The organism is Streptomyces sp. NRRL F-5630 (genome assembly GCF_000719475.1).
In the GTDB taxonomy this organism is placed as follows: Bacteria; Actinomycetota; Actinomycetes; order Streptomycetales; family Streptomycetaceae; genus Streptomyces.
The window spans coordinates 19,744-37,750 of record NZ_JOGO01000010.1 but is presented as its reverse complement, the minus strand read 5'-3'; the positions used below and the strand labels follow the sequence as shown (position 1 = coordinate 37,750).

The window sequence follows — 18,007 nt, the reverse complement described above, 5'->3', positions numbered from 1 at the left end:
TGTTGTGCCCTGCCCGCGGCCTCGTCGGCCGCGGGCAGGGCCGCGTCTTCTCCTGGCCACCCCAGGAGGAACTCATGACCACCCGACGCAGGACCGTCGCCGCCATAGTCGCGGCGGGTCTGGCCGCCACGGGCCTCGCCGCCTGCGGCGACGACGCGGGGCCCGATGCCGGCTCGTCGAGCGGCAAGACCGTCACACTCGTCAGCCATGACTCCTTCGCCGCCTCCAAGAACGTGCTGAAGAAGTTCGAGCAGAAGACGGGTTACCGCCTCAAAGTCCTCAAGAGCGGCGACGCGGGCCAGGCGGTGAATCAAGCCGTCCTCACCAAGGGGCACCCCCAGGGCGACGTCTTCTTCGGCGTCGACAACACGCTGCTCTCCCGCGCCCTGGAGCAGGGAGTCTTCCAGCCGTACGAGGCGAAGGGGCTTTCCGCCGTACCCGTCGGCCTGCAACTCGATGGCAAGCGGCACCGCGTCACTCCCATCGACACGGGCGACATATGCGTCAACTACGACAAGAGGTACTTCGAGGGCAAGAAGCTCGACCCGCCGCAGACCCTCGACGACCTGGCCGACCCCGCCTACAAGAACCTGCTCGTCACGGAGAACACCGCGACGTCCTCGCCGGGGCTCGGCTTCCTCCTCGGCACTGTCGCGCAGTACGGGGAGCAGGACTGGAAGACGTACTGGAAAAGGCTTCGCGACAACGGCGTCAAGGTCGTCGACAGCTGGGAGCAGGCGTACAACGAGGAGTTCTCGGGTTCCGCCGGCGGGCGCAAGGCAGGTGGCGACCGGCCGCTCGTCGTCTCGTACGCCTCCAGCCCGCCCGTCGAGGTCCTCTATGCGGACCCGCGGCCCAAGGAGGCACCCACGGGCGTCGCGACCGGGACGTGCTTCCGGCAGACGGAGTTCGCCGGTCTGCTCGACGGCGCGCCCAACCCGGAGGGCGGCAAGGCGCTCCTCGACTTCCTCCTGAGCGACACCTTCCAGCGGGACATGCCGCTTCAGATGTTCGTCGACCCGGTCGTCAAGGGGACGCCGCTGCCGGACCTGTTCACGCGGTACGGGGCGAAGGCCGACGGAGCGCGGACCGTCGCGCCGCAGAAGATCGCCGAGCACCGTGAGGACTGGATCAGCGCCTGGACCTCACTGGTCGTCAAGTGAAGCCGGGCGGGGCGTCGCGCAGGGCGGGGCACGACGCGTGCGCGCGCGGCGTGCCCGGCGGGGACGCGCCGCGACGTCCCGCGCGACGTCGCGACACCACGGTGGTGGCGCGACGTCGCGCCACGGTGCTGCTCCTGGTCGCCGGGCCCACGCTCTTCTTCGCCCTGTTCTTCGGCTACCCCGTCGCGGCCATCGTCGGGCGTGGGCTGCACACCTCGGCGGGCTGGCAGCTCGGCGCCGTCGCGGAGGTCCTGGGGCGCCGCGACATACGTGACGTGCTCTGGTTCACGACGTGGCAGGCCCTGGTGTCCACGGCGTTGACGCTCCTTCTCGCACTGCCCGGCGCGTACGCCTTCGCGCGCTTCGCCTTCCCCGGGAAGGGCGTGCTGCGCGCTGTCGTCACGGTGCCCTTCGTCCTGCCCACCGTCGTGGTCGGCAGCGCCTTCCTCGCCGTACTCGGGCGTGGCGGACTCTTGGACGAGCTGTGGGGTGTGCGCCTCGACACCACGGTGTGGGCGATCCTCGCGGCCCACGTCTTTTTCAACTACTCCGTCGTGGTGCGCACGGTGGGCGGCCTGTGGGCGCAGTTGGACACGCGGCAGGAGGACGCCGCGCGCACCCTGGGCGCTTCGCGCTGGCGGGCCTGGCGGGCGGTCACGCTGCCGGCGCTCGCTCCCGCTGTGGCGTCGGCGGGGTTGATGGTGTTCCTGTTCACCTTCACCTCGTTCGGCATCGTGCAGATCCTCGGCGGCCCGGCCTACTCGACGCTTGAGGTGGAGATCTACCGGCAGACGGCGCAGCTGCTCGATCTCTCCACGGCGGCGGTGCTGACGCTCGTCCAGTTGGGGGCGGTCGTGGCGGTGCTGGCTCTCCACGCCTGGGTGGTGCGCAGGGGCGAGAGCACGTTGCGGCTCGTGGACCCGTCGCGTACGGCGCGACGGCCACGCGGCGTGGCGCAATGGGCGTTGCTGGGCGGCGTCCTGGGCGTCGTGGTGGTCCTTCTCGTGCTGCCGCTCGCCGTGCTCGTCCTGCGCGCCTTCGATACCCCGGACGGCTTCGGGCTCACCTACTTCCGGGCTCTGGGCTCCTCCGGGGGAGGCACTTTTCTCGTCGCCCCCATTGCCGCGGTGGGCAACTCGCTGCGGTACGCGGCGGTGGCGACGCTCATTGCCCTTGTCGTCGGCGGTCTCGCCGCTGTCGCGCTCAGCCGGGAGGGAGGCGGGCGAGCCGGCCGGCCGGGCGGCGGCATGTCCCGGTTGTTGCGTGGCTTCGACGCGTTGCTGATGCTGCCGCTCGGAGTTTCGGCGGTCACCGTGGGCTTCGGGTTCCTCATCGCCCTCGACGAGCCCCCGCTCGATCTGCGCGCGTCCTGGATTCTCGTCCCCCTCGCCCAGGCGCTCGTGGGCGCGCCGTTCGTCGTGCGGACGATGCTTCCCGTACTGCGCGCCGTCGACCCACGGCTGCGCGATGCCGCGTCGGTGCTCGGGGCGTCGCCGTGGCGGGTGTGGTGGGAGGTCGATCTTCCGCTCGTACGTCGCGCGGTGCTCGTGGCCGCCGGTTTCGCCTTCGCCGTGTCGCTGGGAGAGTTCGGGGCCACCGTCTTCCTGGCCCGGCCGGACAACCCGACGTTGCCCGTCGCCGTCACACGCCTCCTGGGGCGCCCCGGAGACCTGAACTACGGGCAGGCCATGGCACTCTCCACTGTCCTCATGCTGGTTTGCGTCCTCTCCTTGCTGATCCTGGAACGACTGCGCCCGCGCGACCTGCGCGACGGCGGCACGGGCCCGTCCGTTCGTGAGCGGTCGCGCGGCCGCGGACGGTCGCGCGCTGTCGGCGCCCCCGACCCACGCGAAGCTTCGGCCCGGCGCCCGGACGCCGCAGTCACCGCCCCTGCCGAGGGGCCTCGTAAGAAGGAAAGGGTCCGTTGATGTCGCGTTTCAGTCGTGCACGTCGCGAGGACGCCGCCGAGGCTTCGGCGCGTGTCGAGGGAACGGGGCGGGCCGCGACGTCACGCGTCGTGAGCGCGCGGCAGGAGGAGGCGGGCGACGGGACCGCGTTGCGGGTCGACGGGGCCACGGTGCGTTTCGGCAACGGGCGGCCGGCGCTCGACGCGGTGGACCTGTCGGTACGCGCGCACGAGGTGGTCTGCGTCCTGGGGCCCAGCGGAAGCGGGAAGTCGACGTTGCTGCGCGTCGTCGCGGGCTTGCAACCGCTCGACGCGGGGAGCGTGTGGCTCGGGGGTGAGGACCAACGCGACGTACCGGTGCACCGGCGCGGCGTGGGGCTCATGTTCCAGGACCATCAGCTCTTTCCGCAGCGCGACGTCGCGGGCAACGTCGCGTTCGGTCTCCGCATGCGACGCGTACCGGCCGACGCGCGCGCGGCGCGCGTGGCCGAGTTGCTCTCGCTCGTCGGGTTGGCGGACGCGGCGCATCGCGGCGTCGGTTCTCTCTCGGGCGGCGAGCAGCAGCGCGTCGCCCTGGCGCGCGCGCTCGCGCCCAGGCCGAGCCTGCTGATGCTCGACGAGCCCTTCGGACAACTCGACAGGACGCTGCGCGAACGGCTCGTGCAGGAGCTGCGTGAACTGTTCACCGCGTTGGGCACCACGGTGCTCGCCGTGACGCACGATCAGGGCGAGGCGTTCGCCCTCGCCGACCGCGTCGTCATCATGCGTGACGGGGCGATCGCGCAATCCGGGGCGCCGCTTGAGGTCTGGCGGCGGCCTGCCGATTCCTTCGTGGCGCGTTTCCTCGGCTTCAGCAATCTGGTTCCGGCCCGGGTGACGCGGGGGGCCGCGGAGACGGCGTGGGGGCGGTTGCCCCTGGCGGAGGGCCACGCGGTGTCGCCGGGAGAGCACACGGTGCTCGTACGGCCCGCAGGAGTCCGCCTTGTCGGGGAGTCCGGAGGGCTAACGTGCGAGGTCGTGGCACGGACTTTCCACGGCACCCATGTCTCCCTTCGGCTGCGCCCGCGCGACGCGCCGGAGGTCGAGGCGACGTGTGCGTTGCACGAGGCACCGGAGCGGGGGGATCGTGTGGGAGTCGTCTTCGACGCCCAGGACGTCGTGGTGCTGGACTAGCGCCACGACGCGTGCCACGCCACGTCCGTATGGTGGCGACGCCACACGCGACGTCGGTGGGCCTGGCGCGACGTCGCGTGCGACGCCACTTCGTTCGACGCGACGTCGCGTGCCCCCGTTATGTTTTTCGCGGTCCTGCAAGAGGACCGCTGGCCTCCGGGCCCGGCATGGCTGGTTCCCCCTGTCGAACCGATGACCTGGGGGGTGGTGCCACCGGGCCCGAGAGGCGCCGTTGGAGACGCTGATGAGAGGTCCGACTACCGCCCGGCCGAGTGCAACGCCCGGCCGCGTACGGGCGGCAGGTCTGCATAACGTGGATGCGCGCACGACGCCAACGCCCAGGCCAGCACGCACAACATCCGTTCGGGAGGACGGCTTGCACGACAGCGACGAGATAGGCGTCTTCCTCGGCCTGGACGTCGGCAAGACGAACCATCACGGCCACGGTCTCACCCCGGCCGGCAAGAAGGTCTTCGACAAGCAGCTGCCCAACACCGAACCGAAGCTGAGAGAGGTCTTCGACAAGCTCCGTGAGAAGTTCGGCACTGTCCTGGTGATCGTGGACCAGCCCGCCTCGATCGGCGCCCTGCCGCTGACGGTGGCCCGCGGCACGGGCTGCCAGGTCGCCTATCTGCCGGGTCTTTCGATGCGGGGGATCGCCGACCTCTACCCCGGCGAGGCCAAAACCGACGCCCGCGACGCGGCCGTGATCGCCGACGCGGCCCGCACCATGCCCCACACCCTGCGCTCGCTGGAGCTGACCGACGAGATTGCCGCCGAGCTCACCGTCCTCGTCGGCTTCGATCAGGACCTGGCGGCCGAGGCCACCCGCACCAGCAACCGGATCCGCGGCCTGCTCACCCAGTTCCACCCGTCGCTGGAACGCGTCCTGGGGCCACGCCTGGACCATCAGGCCGTGACCTGGCTGCTGGAACGCTACGGATCCCCCGCCAGCTTGCGAAAGGCCGGCCGCCGCAAGCTCGTCGAGGTCATCCGGCCCAAGGCCCCGCGCATGGCGAAACGGCTGATCGACGAAGTCTTCGACGCGCTCGACGAACAGACCGTCGTGGTCCCCGGCACCGGCACCCTCGACATGGTGATCCCGTCACTGGCCCGCTCGCTCAGCGCCGTCCACGAACAACGCCGGGCGACGGAAGCCCAGATCACAGCCCTGCTGGAGGACCACCCTCTTTCCAAGGTCCTGACGTCGCTGCCCGGCGTCGGCGTCAGGACCGCCGCCACATTGCTGGTCACCGTCGGCGACGGCACCAGCTTCCCCACTGCCGCCCACCTCGCCTCCTACGCCGGCCTCGCCCCGACCACGCAGTCCTCAGGGACCTCGATCCACGGCGAACACGCTCCCCGAGGCGGCAACCGGCAACTCAAACGCGCAATGTTCCTGTCCGCATTCGCCGCCCTGCACGACCCAGCCTCCCGCACCTACTACGACAAATGCCGAGCCAGAGGAAAGACCCACACGCAAGCCCTCCTCCGCCTCGCCCGCCAGCGGATCAACGTCCTGTTCGCGATGCTCCGCAACGGCACCTTCTACGAACCCCGAACCCCCCGCCTCGCTTGACGAAGGACATAGAGGCACCCCCCCGCTCGGTAGCGCGACGTCGCGTGGTTCAGTCCTCGACCTGGGCGGGGTCCATCCATACGACCTCCCAGACGTGGCCGTCGGGGTCGGTGAAGGAGCGGCCGTACATGAAGCCGTGGTCCTCGGCCTCCCGCGCGGGGCTGCCGCCGGAGGCGAGCGCGCGGTCGGCGAGCATGTCGGCCTCTTCGCGGCTGCGCGCACTGAGCGTCAGCAGTATCTCGGTCGTCGCTGTGGCATCCGCCGGTGTCTTGCCCGCGGGGGTGAACTGCGCGAAGCGCTCCCGTGTGTGCAGCATGGCGATGATCGTGTCGCTGATGACCACACTCGCGGTCTGCTCGTCGCTGAACTGCTCGTTGAGGCGAAAGCCCAGCTCGGTGAAGAACTTCTTCGACATGGCGAGATCGTTGACGACGAGATTGACGAAGATCATCTGCTGGTAACTCATCGGATTCTCCGGGGTAGGGAAAAGCGGCGACGGTGCTCGTAGCACGCCCCGGACATGCCGCGGCGAGTGCCGTGCCATGTCCGGAGGCCCGTATGCCGGTGATGACTGCGGCGCGTGACGGAACTCATCGCTGCCGCGCTGCGGCGTTCGATGCGGACCGCGTACGCGTCAGTGGCCGACCGGCAAGGTCGCGAGCAGCGCGACGGCCCAGGTCAGCGGGAGCAGCGTCAGCAGCACGGCACCCGCACGAACGGCCACGGCGGTCCGGAGCGTCGCGGCGGGCGTGCCCGACTGCGCGAGCGCCGCGGTGATGTCCGTACGGGCCTGCCGCGACTCGACGGCGGCCAGCAGCAGCCCGATCGCGGTGCAGCCCACCACGAGGCCGACGCCGAGTGCCGCGAGCGGTCCCGTCGCCTTGTACGTCGCGTCGCCGCCGTACGCCGCGGCGAGCGCGGCACCCACCGCGATCGCGACGCCGAAGGGGCGGCCGACGCGGCGCGCCTCCTCTTGGAGGCCGCGTCCCGCGAGGAGGCGTACGGCACCGGGACGGCCCGCCTGCAGCAGCCTGCCGCACAGCCAGGTGATCCCCGGACCGGCGACAGCGAGTCCCGCGGCGATCAGCGCCCAGCCGGCCACGACGCCGCCCGGAACGTCGCCTCGTCCCGCGAGGGCTTTGGCGGAGAGGCCGGCCGTTCCCTCGCCGAGTGTGGCGCGTACCGCGAACCCGGCCCCGAGCAGCGCGACGCCCCAGGGCAGGCCCGGGGGCGCCGATGTCGCGGGCGGCGTCACGCGCGCCGTTCCCGGCGTGGCGGGGACGGGAGCGAGAGCCGCGGCCGCCGCCGCGGTCACGACGGGGACGAGGATGAGGAGCGTGAGGACGGCCGCGACGGGGAGGGCGAAGCCGGATCCCAGAGCCTTCGCGCCATCGTCCCCCACGGGGTGGACGCCGAGGCTGCCGCGGCCGAGGAGGAAGAGGACCAGGGCGGCGACGGAGCCCAGGGCGCAGAACGCCGCGGTGGCTGTGCCCGTGAGCAGGCGCAGGCCGCGGGCGGTGAGACCGTAGGGCGGTTGGCCGCGTTCGGGACGGAGCGCGGGGTCGGTGCGGGCGACGGCGATCGCGACGTACACCGTGGAGGCCAGTGGGAGGAGGCACCATGCGAGGCGCCGGACCGAGCTTGCCGCGCCGTCGTGCGACAGGGCGTGCCCGAGGGCGGCCAGGAGAAGGAAGCCAGTGCCCGCCGACGCCGCGCTCACGAGGAGACGTCGCGCCTGGACGAGCGGCCTGCCGCCGCGTACTAGACGGAGACTGAGCACGTCGCTTTCCCCTCTTCCGTACCGGGAACGTCGCCGGAAACGGGCGACGCGTGGTCGAGGCGTCCGTCGCGCAGGGAGACGGAGCGGTCCGCGAGTTCGGCCGCTTCGTCGCCGTGGGTCGTGAGGACCATGCTGATGCCGTGCGTGCGTGCCGCGGTGACGAGCGTGCGCAGCAGGACGGCGCGGTCGGCGGAGGGAAGGGTGGCGGTCGGCTCGTCGGCGAAGAGGAGCGCGGGGGTGCCGGCGAGTGCGCGGGCCATCGCGACGCGGTGTTGCTCCAGGTGGGTGAGGGCATGGGGGCGGCGTCGCGCGCACGGGGCGACGTCGAGGCGTGTCAGCCACTCCGTCGCGACGTCGCGTGCGGCGCGGTGCGGGACGCCGCGCAGGAGAAGGGGCAGCGCGGCGTTCTCCCAGGCGGTGAGCTCCGGGGTCAGGTGCGGTGTCTCCTCCAGCCAGCCGAAGTGGTCGCGACGCACACGGGCGCGCCGTGCCGTCGACAGGTCGTGGAGCGGGGCACCGTCGAACCAGATGCCGCCCTGGTCGGGGCGGACCATGCCGGCGAGGCAGCGGAGCAAGGTGGAGCGGCCACTGCCGCGTGGTCCGCCCACGGCCAGGATCTCGCCGTGTCGCAGGCTGAGCGTCACGTCGCTCAGCACGGGGAAGCCGTGACGGGTCACGTGCAGGCCCTCGGCCCGCAGCACGTCGTCGGCCGGGGATGGCGAGGGGGCAGCCATGCTGTGCACCTCAGTTCCGCTCGGGGCCCTCGGATTCGGGGCGGCGTCGGGCGCTCGCCGCGACGGGTGGCGTACCGCCTGCTGGTGGGCCGACGTCGCGTCCGTACCCGACCCGTCGCAAAGATCGCGTTGTTCGTCCCTAAATCGCCTGGAACGTAACACGCGACGTGCGGCGCCGCGCGCCATCCGAGGCACGTCGCGACGTCGCGCGGTGCGGGTGGTCGGCGGACGCGGCGGCGCGGAGCCTGCCGGCGCGACGTCGCCGCCTCACGCGGTCCCGGAGTCGCGGGCCCGTCGCGGTCGGCGGCACGTCACGTGGCGTGGCCCCTCACGTCGCGTGCGGGCGCGTCACGCCGCGTACGAGGTGCGCGACGTCGCGCCGTGTCGCGTCACGTCGCGCCGCCACGTCGCGTGCGCTGTGCCCCGTCGTAGGTCGAGTACGCGGCGTAGATGCCACGACGTCGCGTTCGGGTCCCACGTCGCGTGGGTGTCCCACGCTGCGTGCCGTCGCGATCGCTGGCGTCGCGCCGCGTACCCGCGCCGCCTGCGTCGCGCGCACCCGACGTCAAGCCCACTCCCCATGCTCTCGCGCGCCTCTGACGTCGGGTACCTGACGTCGCCCCCCGGCGCGTCGTCGCGCCGCCGTCGCCTCATGCCGCGCCCACCGACGCGCTTCGCCCTCCAGAAACACGCCAGCCCCGTTCTCACCCGCAAGAGTGAGTCGGGGCCGGGAGGGGATGCGCGGGAGCCGGGTCAGATCTTCGTCCATGCCTCGGTGAGGACCTGGCGGACGATGCCCTCGATCTCGTCGAAGGTGGACTGGTCGGAGACGAGCGGGGGCGAGAGCTGGATGACCGGGTCGCCGCGGTCGTCCGCGCGGCAGTACAGGCCGTACTCGTAGAGCTTCTTGGAGACGAAGCCGTAGAGGACGCGCTCGCTCTCCTCTTCGGTGAAGGTCTCCTTGGTGGCCTTGTCCTTCACGAGCTCGATGCCGTAGAAGAAGCCGTTGCCGCGGACGTCGCCGACGATGGGGAGGTCGCGGAGCTTGTCCAGGGTGCCGAGGAAGGCGGCCTCGTTGTCGAGGACGTGCTGGTTGAGGTTCTCGCGCTCGAAAATGTCGAGGTTGGCGAGGGCGACGGCGGCGGAGACGGGGTGGCCGCCGAAGGTGTAGCCGTGCAGGAAGGTGTTGTCGCCCCGGTAGAAGGGCTCCGCGAGGCGGTCGGAGACGATGCAGGCGCCTATCGGCGAGTAGCCGGAGGTCATGCCCTTCGCGCAGGTGATCATGTCCGGCACGTAGTCGAACTTGTCGCACGCGAACATCGTGCCGAGGCGGCCGAAGGCGCAGATCACCTCGTCCGAGACGAGGAGGACGTCGTACTGGTCGCAGATCTCCCGTACGCGCTGGAAGTAGCCGGGCGGCGGTGGGAAGCAGCCGCCGGCGTTCTGGACCGGTTCGAGGAAGACGGCCGCGACCGTGTCGGCGCCCTCGAAGAGGATCTGCTGCTCGATCTGGTCGGCGGCCCAGCGCCCGAACGCCTCGGGGTCGTCGCCGAAGAGCGGCGCACGGTAGATGTTGGTGTTGGGGACCTTGTGCGCGCCCGGTACGAGCGGCTCGAACGGCGCCTTGAGGGCGGGCAGACCGGTGATCGAGAGCGCGCCCTGCGGCGTGCCGTGGTAGGCGACGGCGCGTGAGATGACCTTGTGCTTGGTCGGCTTGCCGGTGAGCTTGTAGTACTGCTTGGCGAGCTTCCAGGCGGTTTCGACGGCCTCGCCGCCGCCGGTCGTGAAGAAGACCTTGTTGAGGTCGCCCGGGGCGTGGTGGGCGAGGCGTTCGGCGAGCTGGATCGCGGAGGGGTGCGCGTAGGACCAGATGGGGAAGAACGCGAGGTCTTTCGCCTGGCGGTGCGCCGCCTCCGCCAGTTCGGCGCGCCCGTGGCCGGCCTGGACCACGAAGAGGCCCGCCAGTCCGTCCAGATAGCGCCTGCCCTGGTCGTCGTAGATGTAGGTGCCCTCGCCCCGCACGATCGTGGGGACGGGCGCGTTCTCGTACGACGACATGCGGGTGAAGTGCATCCACAGGTGGTCGTACGCGGTTCGGGAGAGGTCCTTGCTCACGGCTATCGGGTTCCCCACATGTAGGTCTGCTTCTTGAGCTTCAGGTAGACGAAGCTCTCGGTGGAACGCACTCCGGGGAGCGTGCGGATCCGTCTGTTGATCACATCGAGAAGGTGGTCGTCGTCCTCGCATACGATTTCGGCGAGCAGGTCGAAGGAGCCGGCGGTGAGGACGACGTACTCGACCTCCTGCATCGCGGCGAGGGCGTCGGCCACGGGGTCGAGGTCGCCCTCGACGTTGATGCCGACCATCGCCTGCCGCCGGAAGCCCACGGTCAGCGGGTCGGTGACCGCGACGATCTGCATGACGCCCTGGTCGAGCAGTTTCTGCACGCGTTGGCGCACCGCCGCCTCGGAGAGGCCCACGGCCTTGCCGATCGCCGCATACGGGCGTCTGCCGTCCTCCTGGAGTTGTTCGATGATCGCCAGTGACACGGCATCGATCGATGAGCTGCCGCTACCGGCCCTGGATTCTGAGCTACGACTGACCACGTCCTCACTTTGCCCGAGGACTCCGCAGTTCCGCAAGCACGAATCAATGAAATCCGTTGCGTGAAGGCGCATAGAACACCGATTTCGCAGCCCGCAGGGAGTGGGTGTGTCGAAAGCGTCACCCCTGCGGCTAGGGTGGGCGTCTCAGGCTTTGGACACGGAGCTTGGGGACGGGGAGCCCTGACACCGGGCTCCGGACACGACAGGAGGGCCGGCAGTGACCACCGAACCGCGCCGACTGCGCAACTACATCAACGGCGAGTTCCGCGACGCCGCGGACGGCGCCACCACGGAGGTCGTGAACCCGGCCACCGGCGAGGCGTATGCGACGGCACCCCTGTCGGGCGCCGCCGACGTGGACGCCGCGATGGACGCCGCCGCCGCGGCGTTCCCGGCGTGGCGCGACGCGACGCCCGCGGAGCGCCAGCGCGCGCTGCTGAAGATCGCCGACGCCTTCGAGGAGCGCGCCGAGGAACTCATCGCCGCCGAGGTCGAAAACACCGGCAAGCCGGTCGAGCTCACCCGCAGCGAGGAAATCCCGCCGATGGTGGACCAGATCCGCTTCTTCGCGGGCGCCGCGCGCATGCTCGACGGGCGCTCGGCGGGGGAGTACATGGAGGGGCTCACCTCCTTCGTACGCCGCGAGCCGATCGGCGTCTGCGCGCAGGTCGCGCCGTGGAACTACCCGATGATGATGGGGGTCTGGAAGTTCGCCCCGGCGCTCGCCGCGGGCAACACCGTCGTCCTCAAGCCCTCGGACACGACGCCCGCGTCGACCGTCCTGATGGCCGAGATCATGGGTTCCGTGCTGCCGGACGGCGTCTTCAACGTCGTGTGCGGCGACCGCGACACGGGGCGCCTCATGGTCGAGCACGACACGCCGGCCATGGCCTCCATCACCGGCTCCGTGCGCGCCGGGACGGAGGTCGCGGGCTCGGCGGCGAAGGACCTCAAGCGCGTCCACCTCGAACTGGGCGGCAAGGCCCCTGTCGTCGTCTTCGAGGACGCCGATCTCGCGAAGGCCGTCGCGGGCATCTCCGAGGCCGGCTACTTCAACGCCGGGCAGGACTGCACCGCCGCGACGCGCGTCCTGGTGCACGAGTCGGTGCACGACGAGTTCGTCACCGCCCTCGCCAAGGCCGCTGCCGAACTGCGCACCGCCGGGCCCGACGACGAAGACGCCTTCTACGGGCCGCTCAACAACGCCAACCAGCTCGCGCAGGTGAGCGGCTTCATCGACCGGCTGCCCGCGCACGCCAAGGTCGAGACCGGCGGACGCCGCGTCGGTGACAAGGGCTACTTCTACGCGCCGACCGTCGTCTCCGGCCTGCGCCAGGAGGACGAGATCATCCAGAACGAGGTCTTCGGGCCCGTCATCACGGTCCAGTCCTTCACCGACGAGGCGCAGGCCCTCGCATACGCGAACGACGTCGAGTACGCCCTCGCCTCGTCCGTCTGGACGAAGGACCACGCGCGCGCCATGCGGATGTCCAAGTCGCTCGACTTCGGCTGCGTGTGGATCAACACGCACATCCCGCTCGTCGCCGAGATGCCGCACGGCGGCTTCAAGAAATCCGGCTACGGCAAGGACCTGTCGCTCTACGGCTTCGACGACTACACGCGCGTCAAGCACGTGATGACGTCGCTGGACTGAGGCAGGGCCCTCGGGGGCGGGGCGGGCCGGCGTTGTCGGGTGCGCCCCGGCTTTTCTGGTGGGGTGGGGACGGCTCGCGCCGCGCTGGGGCGCGGTGCGGGCCGTCTTGGTGGTGGGGTGGGGGCTGGGCATGGGTTGTTCGGCGTGGGGCGGTGGGTACGTCGCGCCGGTGGGGAGTCGCGATGCGCGACGTCGCGGTGGGTACGCGACGTGTGCGGTCTCGCGACGAGGGCGTCGCCCTGCGCGGCGTGTGTCGTGTCTGCCCATAGCTGCGTCCTCGTCGACACTGTGTCGTCCGTACGCTGCCCGGCGAGGATGCGACGTCGATTGCCGTCGGCGTGTGACGCGAGCGTCGTGCTGCGCGCGTGCCGAAGCCATCGATACGCCGGTCCCTTCCCGTTGACGTCGCGTACGTCCAGCGCGGTGTGCACGTCGCCTACGATGCGTTCGCGCCGCGACGTTCTCCCGCAGCGGCGCGGCGTCCTGACGCGACCTGCCGTTCCGCGCGGCGGCGTCGCGGCGGCGGGCATGCTGAGCATCGGATCCCTCGCTGCGCGACCTGGCGTTCGACCCGGGGCGGCACTCCACGGTGCCGTGGCAGTTGGCATCACGGGAATCGCGCACGACGCGCCAAATTGGGCTGCACTTTGCACCATGTCTCCGAGCTGTGGGGCGACGAGTTCAAGGGCCGCGTCACGCTCCTGTCGGGCACGGACGAGGTGTAAGCGCTCCTGCAGGGGAGGGCGTCGACATCACCCGCTGGACGACCGACGACTTCCACCGCATGTACGACCGGCTCGCCCCACGTGTACGCGCCGGGCACGTCCGCCGCTTCACCGGAAACGGCTACATCAAGGACCTGGCCTCGGGCGACGTGCTTGCCTGCCAGGCGTACCCGGGCGACGTGATCCAGCTTCAGACCGACAACCCGCTATTCGTTTCCTCGTACCCGAGGCAGGCGCCGAGTTGTGGGCCGAGTCGCTCAGGATCCCCGACCGCGCCGCCCACAAGCGCAACGCCGAACGCCTCATCGACCACTACTACGAGCCCGAGGTCGCCGCGGGCCCTCGCCGCCGGGGTCAACTACGTCTGTCCCGTGCCTGCCGCACGCGACGTCCTCGGGGCGGCGAAGGACAAGGAGACCGCCGCACTCGCCGAGGACCCGCTCATCTTCCTGGAGGACGCGATGACGTCGCCTCGCTACCGCACGCGACATCACGGCGCGGGAGCGTCCTGAACTGGCCCGTCGCTGGGGCGAGACGACGGGCGTGGGAGGCCCGCGCGGTCCCGCTCCGCGCACGCGACGGCCACACGGTTGCTCGTCACGGAGTCGACGCCGGTGGCGAGCAGATGTCGCAGCGAACGCCGCGTGTCCGGCGTCCACGCGGACACGAGGTATCCGTCACGGTGCAGGGACGCGACGAGACCGCTGTCGAGGAGACCGAAGCGGTAGTTGAGCCAGCGCGGCCGGACCGCGTCGAGGAGTGCGGGACGCGGCGGGGCGAGCGTCGTCCACGTCAGGGCGATCTCGGCGGCGGGGTCCTGCGCGCGGACGGCGAGCATGGCGTCGGGGCCGGCGCAGTAGTACACGCGCGATGTCGCGCCGCTGTCGCGTACGACGCCCAGTACGGCGCGTACGGCACGCGGCGTCGCGGAGGGGAGGTCGATCATGACGCGACGTCCCGACGTCGCGTCCAGGGCGTCCGCGAGAGAGGGCACGCCGCCCCGCGTAAGCCGCGCGACGTCGTCGGCGGTGACGTCGCTCAGCCGCGCGTCGACGTCCCACAGCCGCGAGAGCGTCGCGTCGTGCAGCAGGAGGGGCACGCCGTCGCGTGTCAGCCGGACATCCAGCTCCACGGCGTCGGCGCCGCCCGCGAACGCGGAGCGCAGCGAGGCGACTGTGTTCTCACGGAAACGGTACGGATCGCCGCGATGCCCCACGGCGGTGACGGTGCGCATGGGGGCATGCCATCACAGCATCAGGGCGCGAGCCAGGTGGCGAGGTACGCGTCGATCTCGGCGTGGAGCCGTGTCTTGCCCACGGAGTCGAGGAACGACGCCTCCACGGCGTTCTTCGCCAGCTCCGCCAAGCCGCGTTCGTCCAGGCCGAGGAGCGAGGCCGCGACGGCGTACTCGTTGTTGAGGTCGGTGTTGAACATCGGCGGGTCGTCGCTGTTGATGGTCACGAGGAGACCCGCGTCGACCATCTGCCTGACCGGGTGCGCGGAGAGGTCCGCGACGGCACGCGTCGCGATGTTGGACGTCGGGCACACCTCCAGCGGGATGCGGTGCTCCGCCAGGTGGTCCAGCAGCCGGGGGTCCTGCACGGCGCTCGTCCCGTGGCCGATGCGCTCGGCACCCAGCTCGTTGAGCGCGTCCCAGATCGTCTCGGGTCCGGTCGTCTCGCCGGCGTGGGGCACGGAGCGCAGCCCCGCTGCTCGCGCGCGGTCGAAGTACGGCTTGAACTGCGGACGCGGCACCCCGATCTCGGGGCCACCGAGACCGAAGCTGATGAGACCGTCGGGGCCCAGCTCCGTCGCGAGGCGCGTCGTCTCCTCCGCCGCTTCGAGACCCGCTTCACCGGGGATGTCGAAGGACCAGCGCAGCGCGACGTTCAGCTCCTTCTCCGCGGCGTGCCGCGCGTCCTCGATGGCCTCCATGAAGGCGTGCGCGTCGACGCGCCGTCGCGTCGAGCTGTAGGGCGTGACGGTCAGCTCCGCGTAGCGAATGTTCTGGCGCGCCATGTCGCGCGCGATCTCGAAGGTCAGCAGCCGGACGTCCTCCGGGGTGCGGATGAGATCGACGACGGAGAGGTAGACATCGATGAAGTGCGCGAAGTCCGTGAACGTGAAGTAGTCCGCGAGCGCCTCGGGCGCCGTGGGCACCCGCGTGTCGCTGTGGCGCGCGGCGAGCTCCGCGACGATGCGCGGCGAGGCGGAGCCGACGTGGTGCACGTGCAGTTCGGCCTTGGGCAGACCTGCGATGAAGGTGTGCAGTTCGCTGGAGACGTTCATGGGTCCTCGCGGTCCTTCCCCGGTCAGGGCGGTGGACCGGACACGGCGCCGGTCGGGGATCATCGTAGGACGGCGCGCCGAGCGGCAGGCGGCCGGGATGCCGGACGATGCGGCGTTCCGCCGCGACGTCCGGGCGGGCCGGTGCGGCAGTGGACGCGGAAGGGAAACGGGTGGACGAGACGGAGCGGGGCGACGGGGGCGACGCGGGGCGTCAGGGGTCGGGACGCGGCGAGGCCAGGAGGCGAGGGGCGGGGGACGTCGCGTACGGAGGGGCGGACGCGACGGGCGACGGGGACGGCGCGGTGATTTCCGGCGACGGCGTCGCGTCGGGGCCGGACGAGGCGGCATGGGCGGGCGGCGTGGCAGCGAGTGCCGGTGATGCCGGGGAGGTGGGCGCGGTGTCTGGCCGCGACGTTCCGGCCGCACCGTCTGGCCGCGACGTCCCCGGCGCGGTGACGACGCGCGAGACTGCGGGAGGTCGGGCCGGGGACGGGGATAGCGGGGGCGCGTCGGCTTCGGCTTCGGCTGTGCGCGACGGTGTGGGCTCCTTTCGGGCCCCCGCCTCCTGGCCGGCGCCGCTGCCGGGTACCAGGTCGCCGGATGTCGCGCCGCCACTCAATGCCCCGGCCGCTTCCGATGCTGTTGCCGCGTGGCCGGTGGGGGGTCGGGGCGACGCGTCGCCCGGACGGGGCGGAGACGTGGTGCCAGAGATTCCGACGTCGCCCGAGGGCCCCGGCTGGGCGGCGTTCGGCTACCCGCTCGCCCACGCCGCGTTCCGCGGGCTGCCGCAGGCGGGGTACGCGCCGTCGCCGTACGTCGCGTCGTCCCCCGTACCGCCGACGAGTGCCGCGCGGCCCGCGACTGCTGCGCCGCACGCCACGTACGGGGTGCCGGTCGCGGCACCTGTCGCGCCGTCGACGACGCCCTTCCCGCCTTACGCTGCGTCGTCCGCGCCGCACGTCGCGGTGAGCGGCGCGTTGCCGAGGGCTGCCGGGCCGGCGCGTGCCGCCCTCTCGCTGGGGGGTGTCGCGCTCCTCGCCTATGTGCTCGCTGCCACGCTCGACGCCGGGGGCGCTGTGGCCTTCTGGGTTCTCGGTCTTGTGACGGGGGTGCTCGCCGTCGTCTTCGGCGCGGTGGGGGCGGGGCGTGCGCGACGCGCGGGCGGGCCGGGGCGCGGGATGTCGCTGGCCGGGCTGGTGTGCGGGCTCGTCGGTTTGGTTGGCGGGCTCGCTGTCCTGGTGGTGGGCTTCGTGCTCGCGGTGGAGGAGGGGGAGGGCGCGGACGGCGAAGGGGCGTACGGGTACCACGCACAGGCGCCGTTCGGCGTGGTGGACGGGCCGCACGTGGCGTCGCGCTGACCCTGCGGCGCCGCGACGTCGCGTACACGCCGCGCCGTTCCACACCGCGACGTCGCCTACGCGCCGTACTGGCACCACGTCGCGACGCCGCGTACACGTCGCGTCACGCCGACACCACCCCTGATGTCGCGCCCACTTACACCAGCGTCGCCGTCGCCCCCGCCGTCGCGTCCAATGTCCCTCGGCGTAGTGCTGCGCCTTCTTCCGCCTCGCGTCGCGTCGCGCCCCTCCGGCTCACGTTCGCGTCCGCCCCTCCGCCCGCCGCGTTCCGGCGCCCTACGCCTCCCCACGCAAGATGTCGCGTGCCGCCATGAGTGCGAAGCCGAGGAGGTTCTGGCCGGGCCAGCTCGCCGGGCGGGAGGCGCGGGGGTCGTCGGCGGCGAGGCCGATGCCCCAGATCCGGTCGAGTGGGCTGGCCTCGACGAGAACGCGGTTGCCGGTGCCGAGGAGGAAGTCCGTGAGGGCCGGGTGGGCGGAGAACTTGTGGACGCTGCCTTCGACGACGATGCCGAAGCGTTCCCGCTCCCACGTCGCCTCGTCGAAGCCCTGGACGAGGCGACCGGCCGCCTTCGCCTGCGCCGGGCCTGGGGCCGCCAATGCCGCGTTCTCCGCCGCCACGTCGCCGAAGAGCCGCGCCTTGCGCGCCATCATCCAGTGCTCCGCCGTGGCGTACGTCGCGGCGCCGACCGTGAACGGCGCGGGCCACCACTGGCTCAAACACGCTTTGTCGAGGTCCCCGCCGCGCGACGTGTGCCCCCAGAAGTGGAGGAACTTGACACGACGTCCCGGGACGGCGGCGCGGGCCGCGCTGTCCTCGGGAGTTTCTCCGTCCCCGCCCCTCGCCACGGGCAGCACCGTGCCGCGCGCCCGCTCGAGCAACGCTACGTAGTCCCTGCTCGACTCCTCTTCCATGAAGGGAGTTTCGCAGGCAAGCTCGGCACTCCGTCTGGATTTTCGCGGAAGCCTCGACGGGCGGTCGACAGATTTCGTCGTGTAAGCAAAAGGAAACAACGGAATCACTTGTTGAACTGAAGCCTCTC

At 71.4% G+C, this 18,007-nt stretch carries 14 protein-coding genes and 1 pseudogene; 7 read left to right on the top strand and 8 right to left on the bottom strand.

Translation table 11 applies throughout. The features are described from left to right. The first annotated feature begins 74 nt into the window (after nt 1-74). The 4 genes from IF99_RS0107200 to IF99_RS0107185 all read left to right on the top strand — a co-directional run bounded on the left by IF99_RS0107200 (nt 75) and on the right by IF99_RS0107185 (nt 5,821). Complete coding sequence (locus tag IF99_RS0107200) at nt 75-1,163, top strand: thiamine ABC transporter substrate-binding protein (RefSeq protein ID WP_030995512.1); 1,089 nt, start codon at nt 75-77, stop codon at nt 1,161-1,163. A gap of 104 nt (nt 1,164-1,267) precedes the next feature. Continuing rightward, a complete protein-coding gene (locus IF99_RS0107195) occupies nt 1,268-3,091 on the top strand; it encodes an ABC transporter permease (RefSeq protein WP_030995511.1) in 1,824 nt (607 codons plus the stop codon). Next, entirely contained in the window at nt 3,091-4,242 is a 1,152-nt protein-coding gene (locus IF99_RS0107190) for an ABC transporter ATP-binding protein (protein ID WP_234340615.1), read from the top strand. The genes IF99_RS0107195 and IF99_RS0107190 overlap by 1 nt, the downstream gene beginning before the upstream one ends. Before the next feature lie 376 nt (nt 4,243-4,618). After that, a complete protein-coding gene (locus IF99_RS0107185; RefSeq protein ID WP_030995509.1) occupies nt 4,619-5,821 on the top strand; it encodes an IS110 family transposase in 1,203 nt (400 codons plus the stop codon). A gap of 49 nt (nt 5,822-5,870) precedes the next feature. Here IF99_RS0107185 and IF99_RS0107180 read toward each other — a convergent pair whose 3' ends face one another. The 5 genes from IF99_RS0107180 to IF99_RS0107160 form a co-directional block, all read right to left on the bottom strand. Continuing rightward, entirely contained in the window at nt 5,871-6,287 is a 417-nt protein-coding gene (locus IF99_RS0107180; protein ID WP_030995508.1) for a VOC family protein, read from the bottom strand. A gap of 168 nt (nt 6,288-6,455) precedes the next feature. Beyond that, nucleotides 6,456-7,601: a hypothetical protein gene (locus tag IF99_RS0107175; protein ID WP_030995507.1), complete on the bottom strand. Its 1,146-nt coding sequence runs from the start codon at nt 7,599-7,601 to the stop codon at nt 6,456-6,458. Next, nucleotides 7,583-8,335, bottom strand: coding sequence for an ABC transporter ATP-binding protein (locus IF99_RS0107170; protein WP_030995506.1), 753 nt, complete (start codon nt 8,333-8,335; stop codon nt 7,583-7,585). Before IF99_RS0107170 ends, IF99_RS0107175 begins: the two co-directional genes overlap by 19 nt. A gap of 753 nt (nt 8,336-9,088) precedes the next feature. Continuing rightward, on the bottom strand, nt 9,089-10,468 hold the full coding sequence (locus IF99_RS0107165) for an aspartate aminotransferase family protein (RefSeq protein ID WP_030995505.1): 1,380 nt from the start codon (nt 10,466-10,468) through the stop codon (nt 9,089-9,091). Next, on the bottom strand, nt 10,453-10,941 hold the full coding sequence (locus IF99_RS0107160; RefSeq protein ID WP_030995504.1) for an Lrp/AsnC family transcriptional regulator: 489 nt from the start codon (nt 10,939-10,941) through the stop codon (nt 10,453-10,455). The genes IF99_RS0107165 and IF99_RS0107160 overlap by 16 nt, the downstream gene beginning before the upstream one ends. A 217-nt stretch (nt 10,942-11,158) precedes the next feature. On the opposite strand from IF99_RS0107160, the gene IF99_RS0107155 reads away from it, so the two are divergent. Both IF99_RS0107155 and IF99_RS30610 read left to right on the top strand, forming a co-directional pair. Continuing rightward, on the top strand, nt 11,159-12,595 hold the full coding sequence (locus IF99_RS0107155) for a gamma-aminobutyraldehyde dehydrogenase (RefSeq protein ID WP_030995503.1): 1,437 nt from the start codon (nt 11,159-11,161) through the stop codon (nt 12,593-12,595). A 541-nt stretch (nt 12,596-13,136) separates the two neighbouring features. Further along, nucleotides 13,137-13,866, top strand: a pseudogene (locus tag IF99_RS30610) (extracellular solute-binding protein); the annotation flags it as partial. Here the strand turns inward: IF99_RS30610 and IF99_RS0107145 are convergent. Together IF99_RS0107145 and IF99_RS0107140 are read right to left on the bottom strand one after the other, a co-directional pair. Continuing rightward, a complete protein-coding gene (locus IF99_RS0107145; RefSeq protein WP_030995502.1) occupies nt 13,811-14,554 on the bottom strand; it encodes a glycerophosphodiester phosphodiesterase in 744 nt (247 codons plus the stop codon). The pseudogene IF99_RS30610 and the gene IF99_RS0107145 overlap by 56 nt on opposite strands. A gap of 20 nt (nt 14,555-14,574) precedes the next feature. Then, the gene (locus IF99_RS0107140) at nt 14,575-15,609 is read right to left on the bottom strand and encodes an adenosine deaminase (protein ID WP_030995501.1); all 1,035 of its coding nucleotides are present in this window, start codon (nt 15,607-15,609) and stop codon (nt 14,575-14,577) included. 701 nt (nt 15,610-16,310) lie between these two features. On the opposite strand from IF99_RS0107140, the gene IF99_RS34745 reads away from it, so the two are divergent. Further along, nucleotides 16,311-16,967, top strand: coding sequence for a hypothetical protein (locus IF99_RS34745; RefSeq protein ID WP_234340614.1), 657 nt, complete (start codon nt 16,311-16,313; stop codon nt 16,965-16,967). Nucleotides 16,968-17,243: 276 nt separating this feature from the next. On the opposite strand, the gene IF99_RS0107130 is transcribed toward IF99_RS34745, so the two are convergent. After that, entirely contained in the window at nt 17,244-17,879 is a 636-nt protein-coding gene (locus tag IF99_RS0107130; protein ID WP_030995499.1) for an NADAR family protein, read from the bottom strand. Between the last annotated feature and the right edge of the window lie 128 nt (nt 17,880-18,007).

What these genes read in the sequence shown, in the direction of transcription:
- IF99_RS0107140 (WP_030995501.1), bottom strand. Translation starts at nt 15,609, where the DNA reads ATGAACGTCTCCAGCGAACTGCACACCTTCATCGCAGGTCTGCCCAAG.
- IF99_RS0107130 (WP_030995499.1), bottom strand. Translation starts at nt 17,879, where the DNA reads ATGGAAGAGGAGTCGAGCAGGGACTACGTAGCGTTGCTCGAGCGGGCG.
- IF99_RS0107190 (WP_234340615.1), top strand. Translation starts at nt 3,091, where the DNA reads ATGTCGCGTTTCAGTCGTGCACGTCGCGAGGACGCCGCCGAGGCTTCG.
- IF99_RS0107200 (WP_030995512.1), top strand. Translation starts at nt 75, where the DNA reads ATGACCACCCGACGCAGGACCGTCGCCGCCATAGTCGCGGCGGGTCTG.
- IF99_RS0107170 (WP_030995506.1), bottom strand. Translation starts at nt 8,335, where the DNA reads ATGGCTGCCCCCTCGCCATCCCCGGCCGACGACGTGCTGCGGGCCGAG.
- IF99_RS0107180 (WP_030995508.1), bottom strand. Translation starts at nt 6,287, where the DNA reads ATGAGTTACCAGCAGATGATCTTCGTCAATCTCGTCGTCAACGATCTC.
- IF99_RS0107145 (WP_030995502.1), bottom strand. Translation starts at nt 14,554, where the DNA reads ATGCGCACCGTCACCGCCGTGGGGCATCGCGGCGATCCGTACCGTTTC.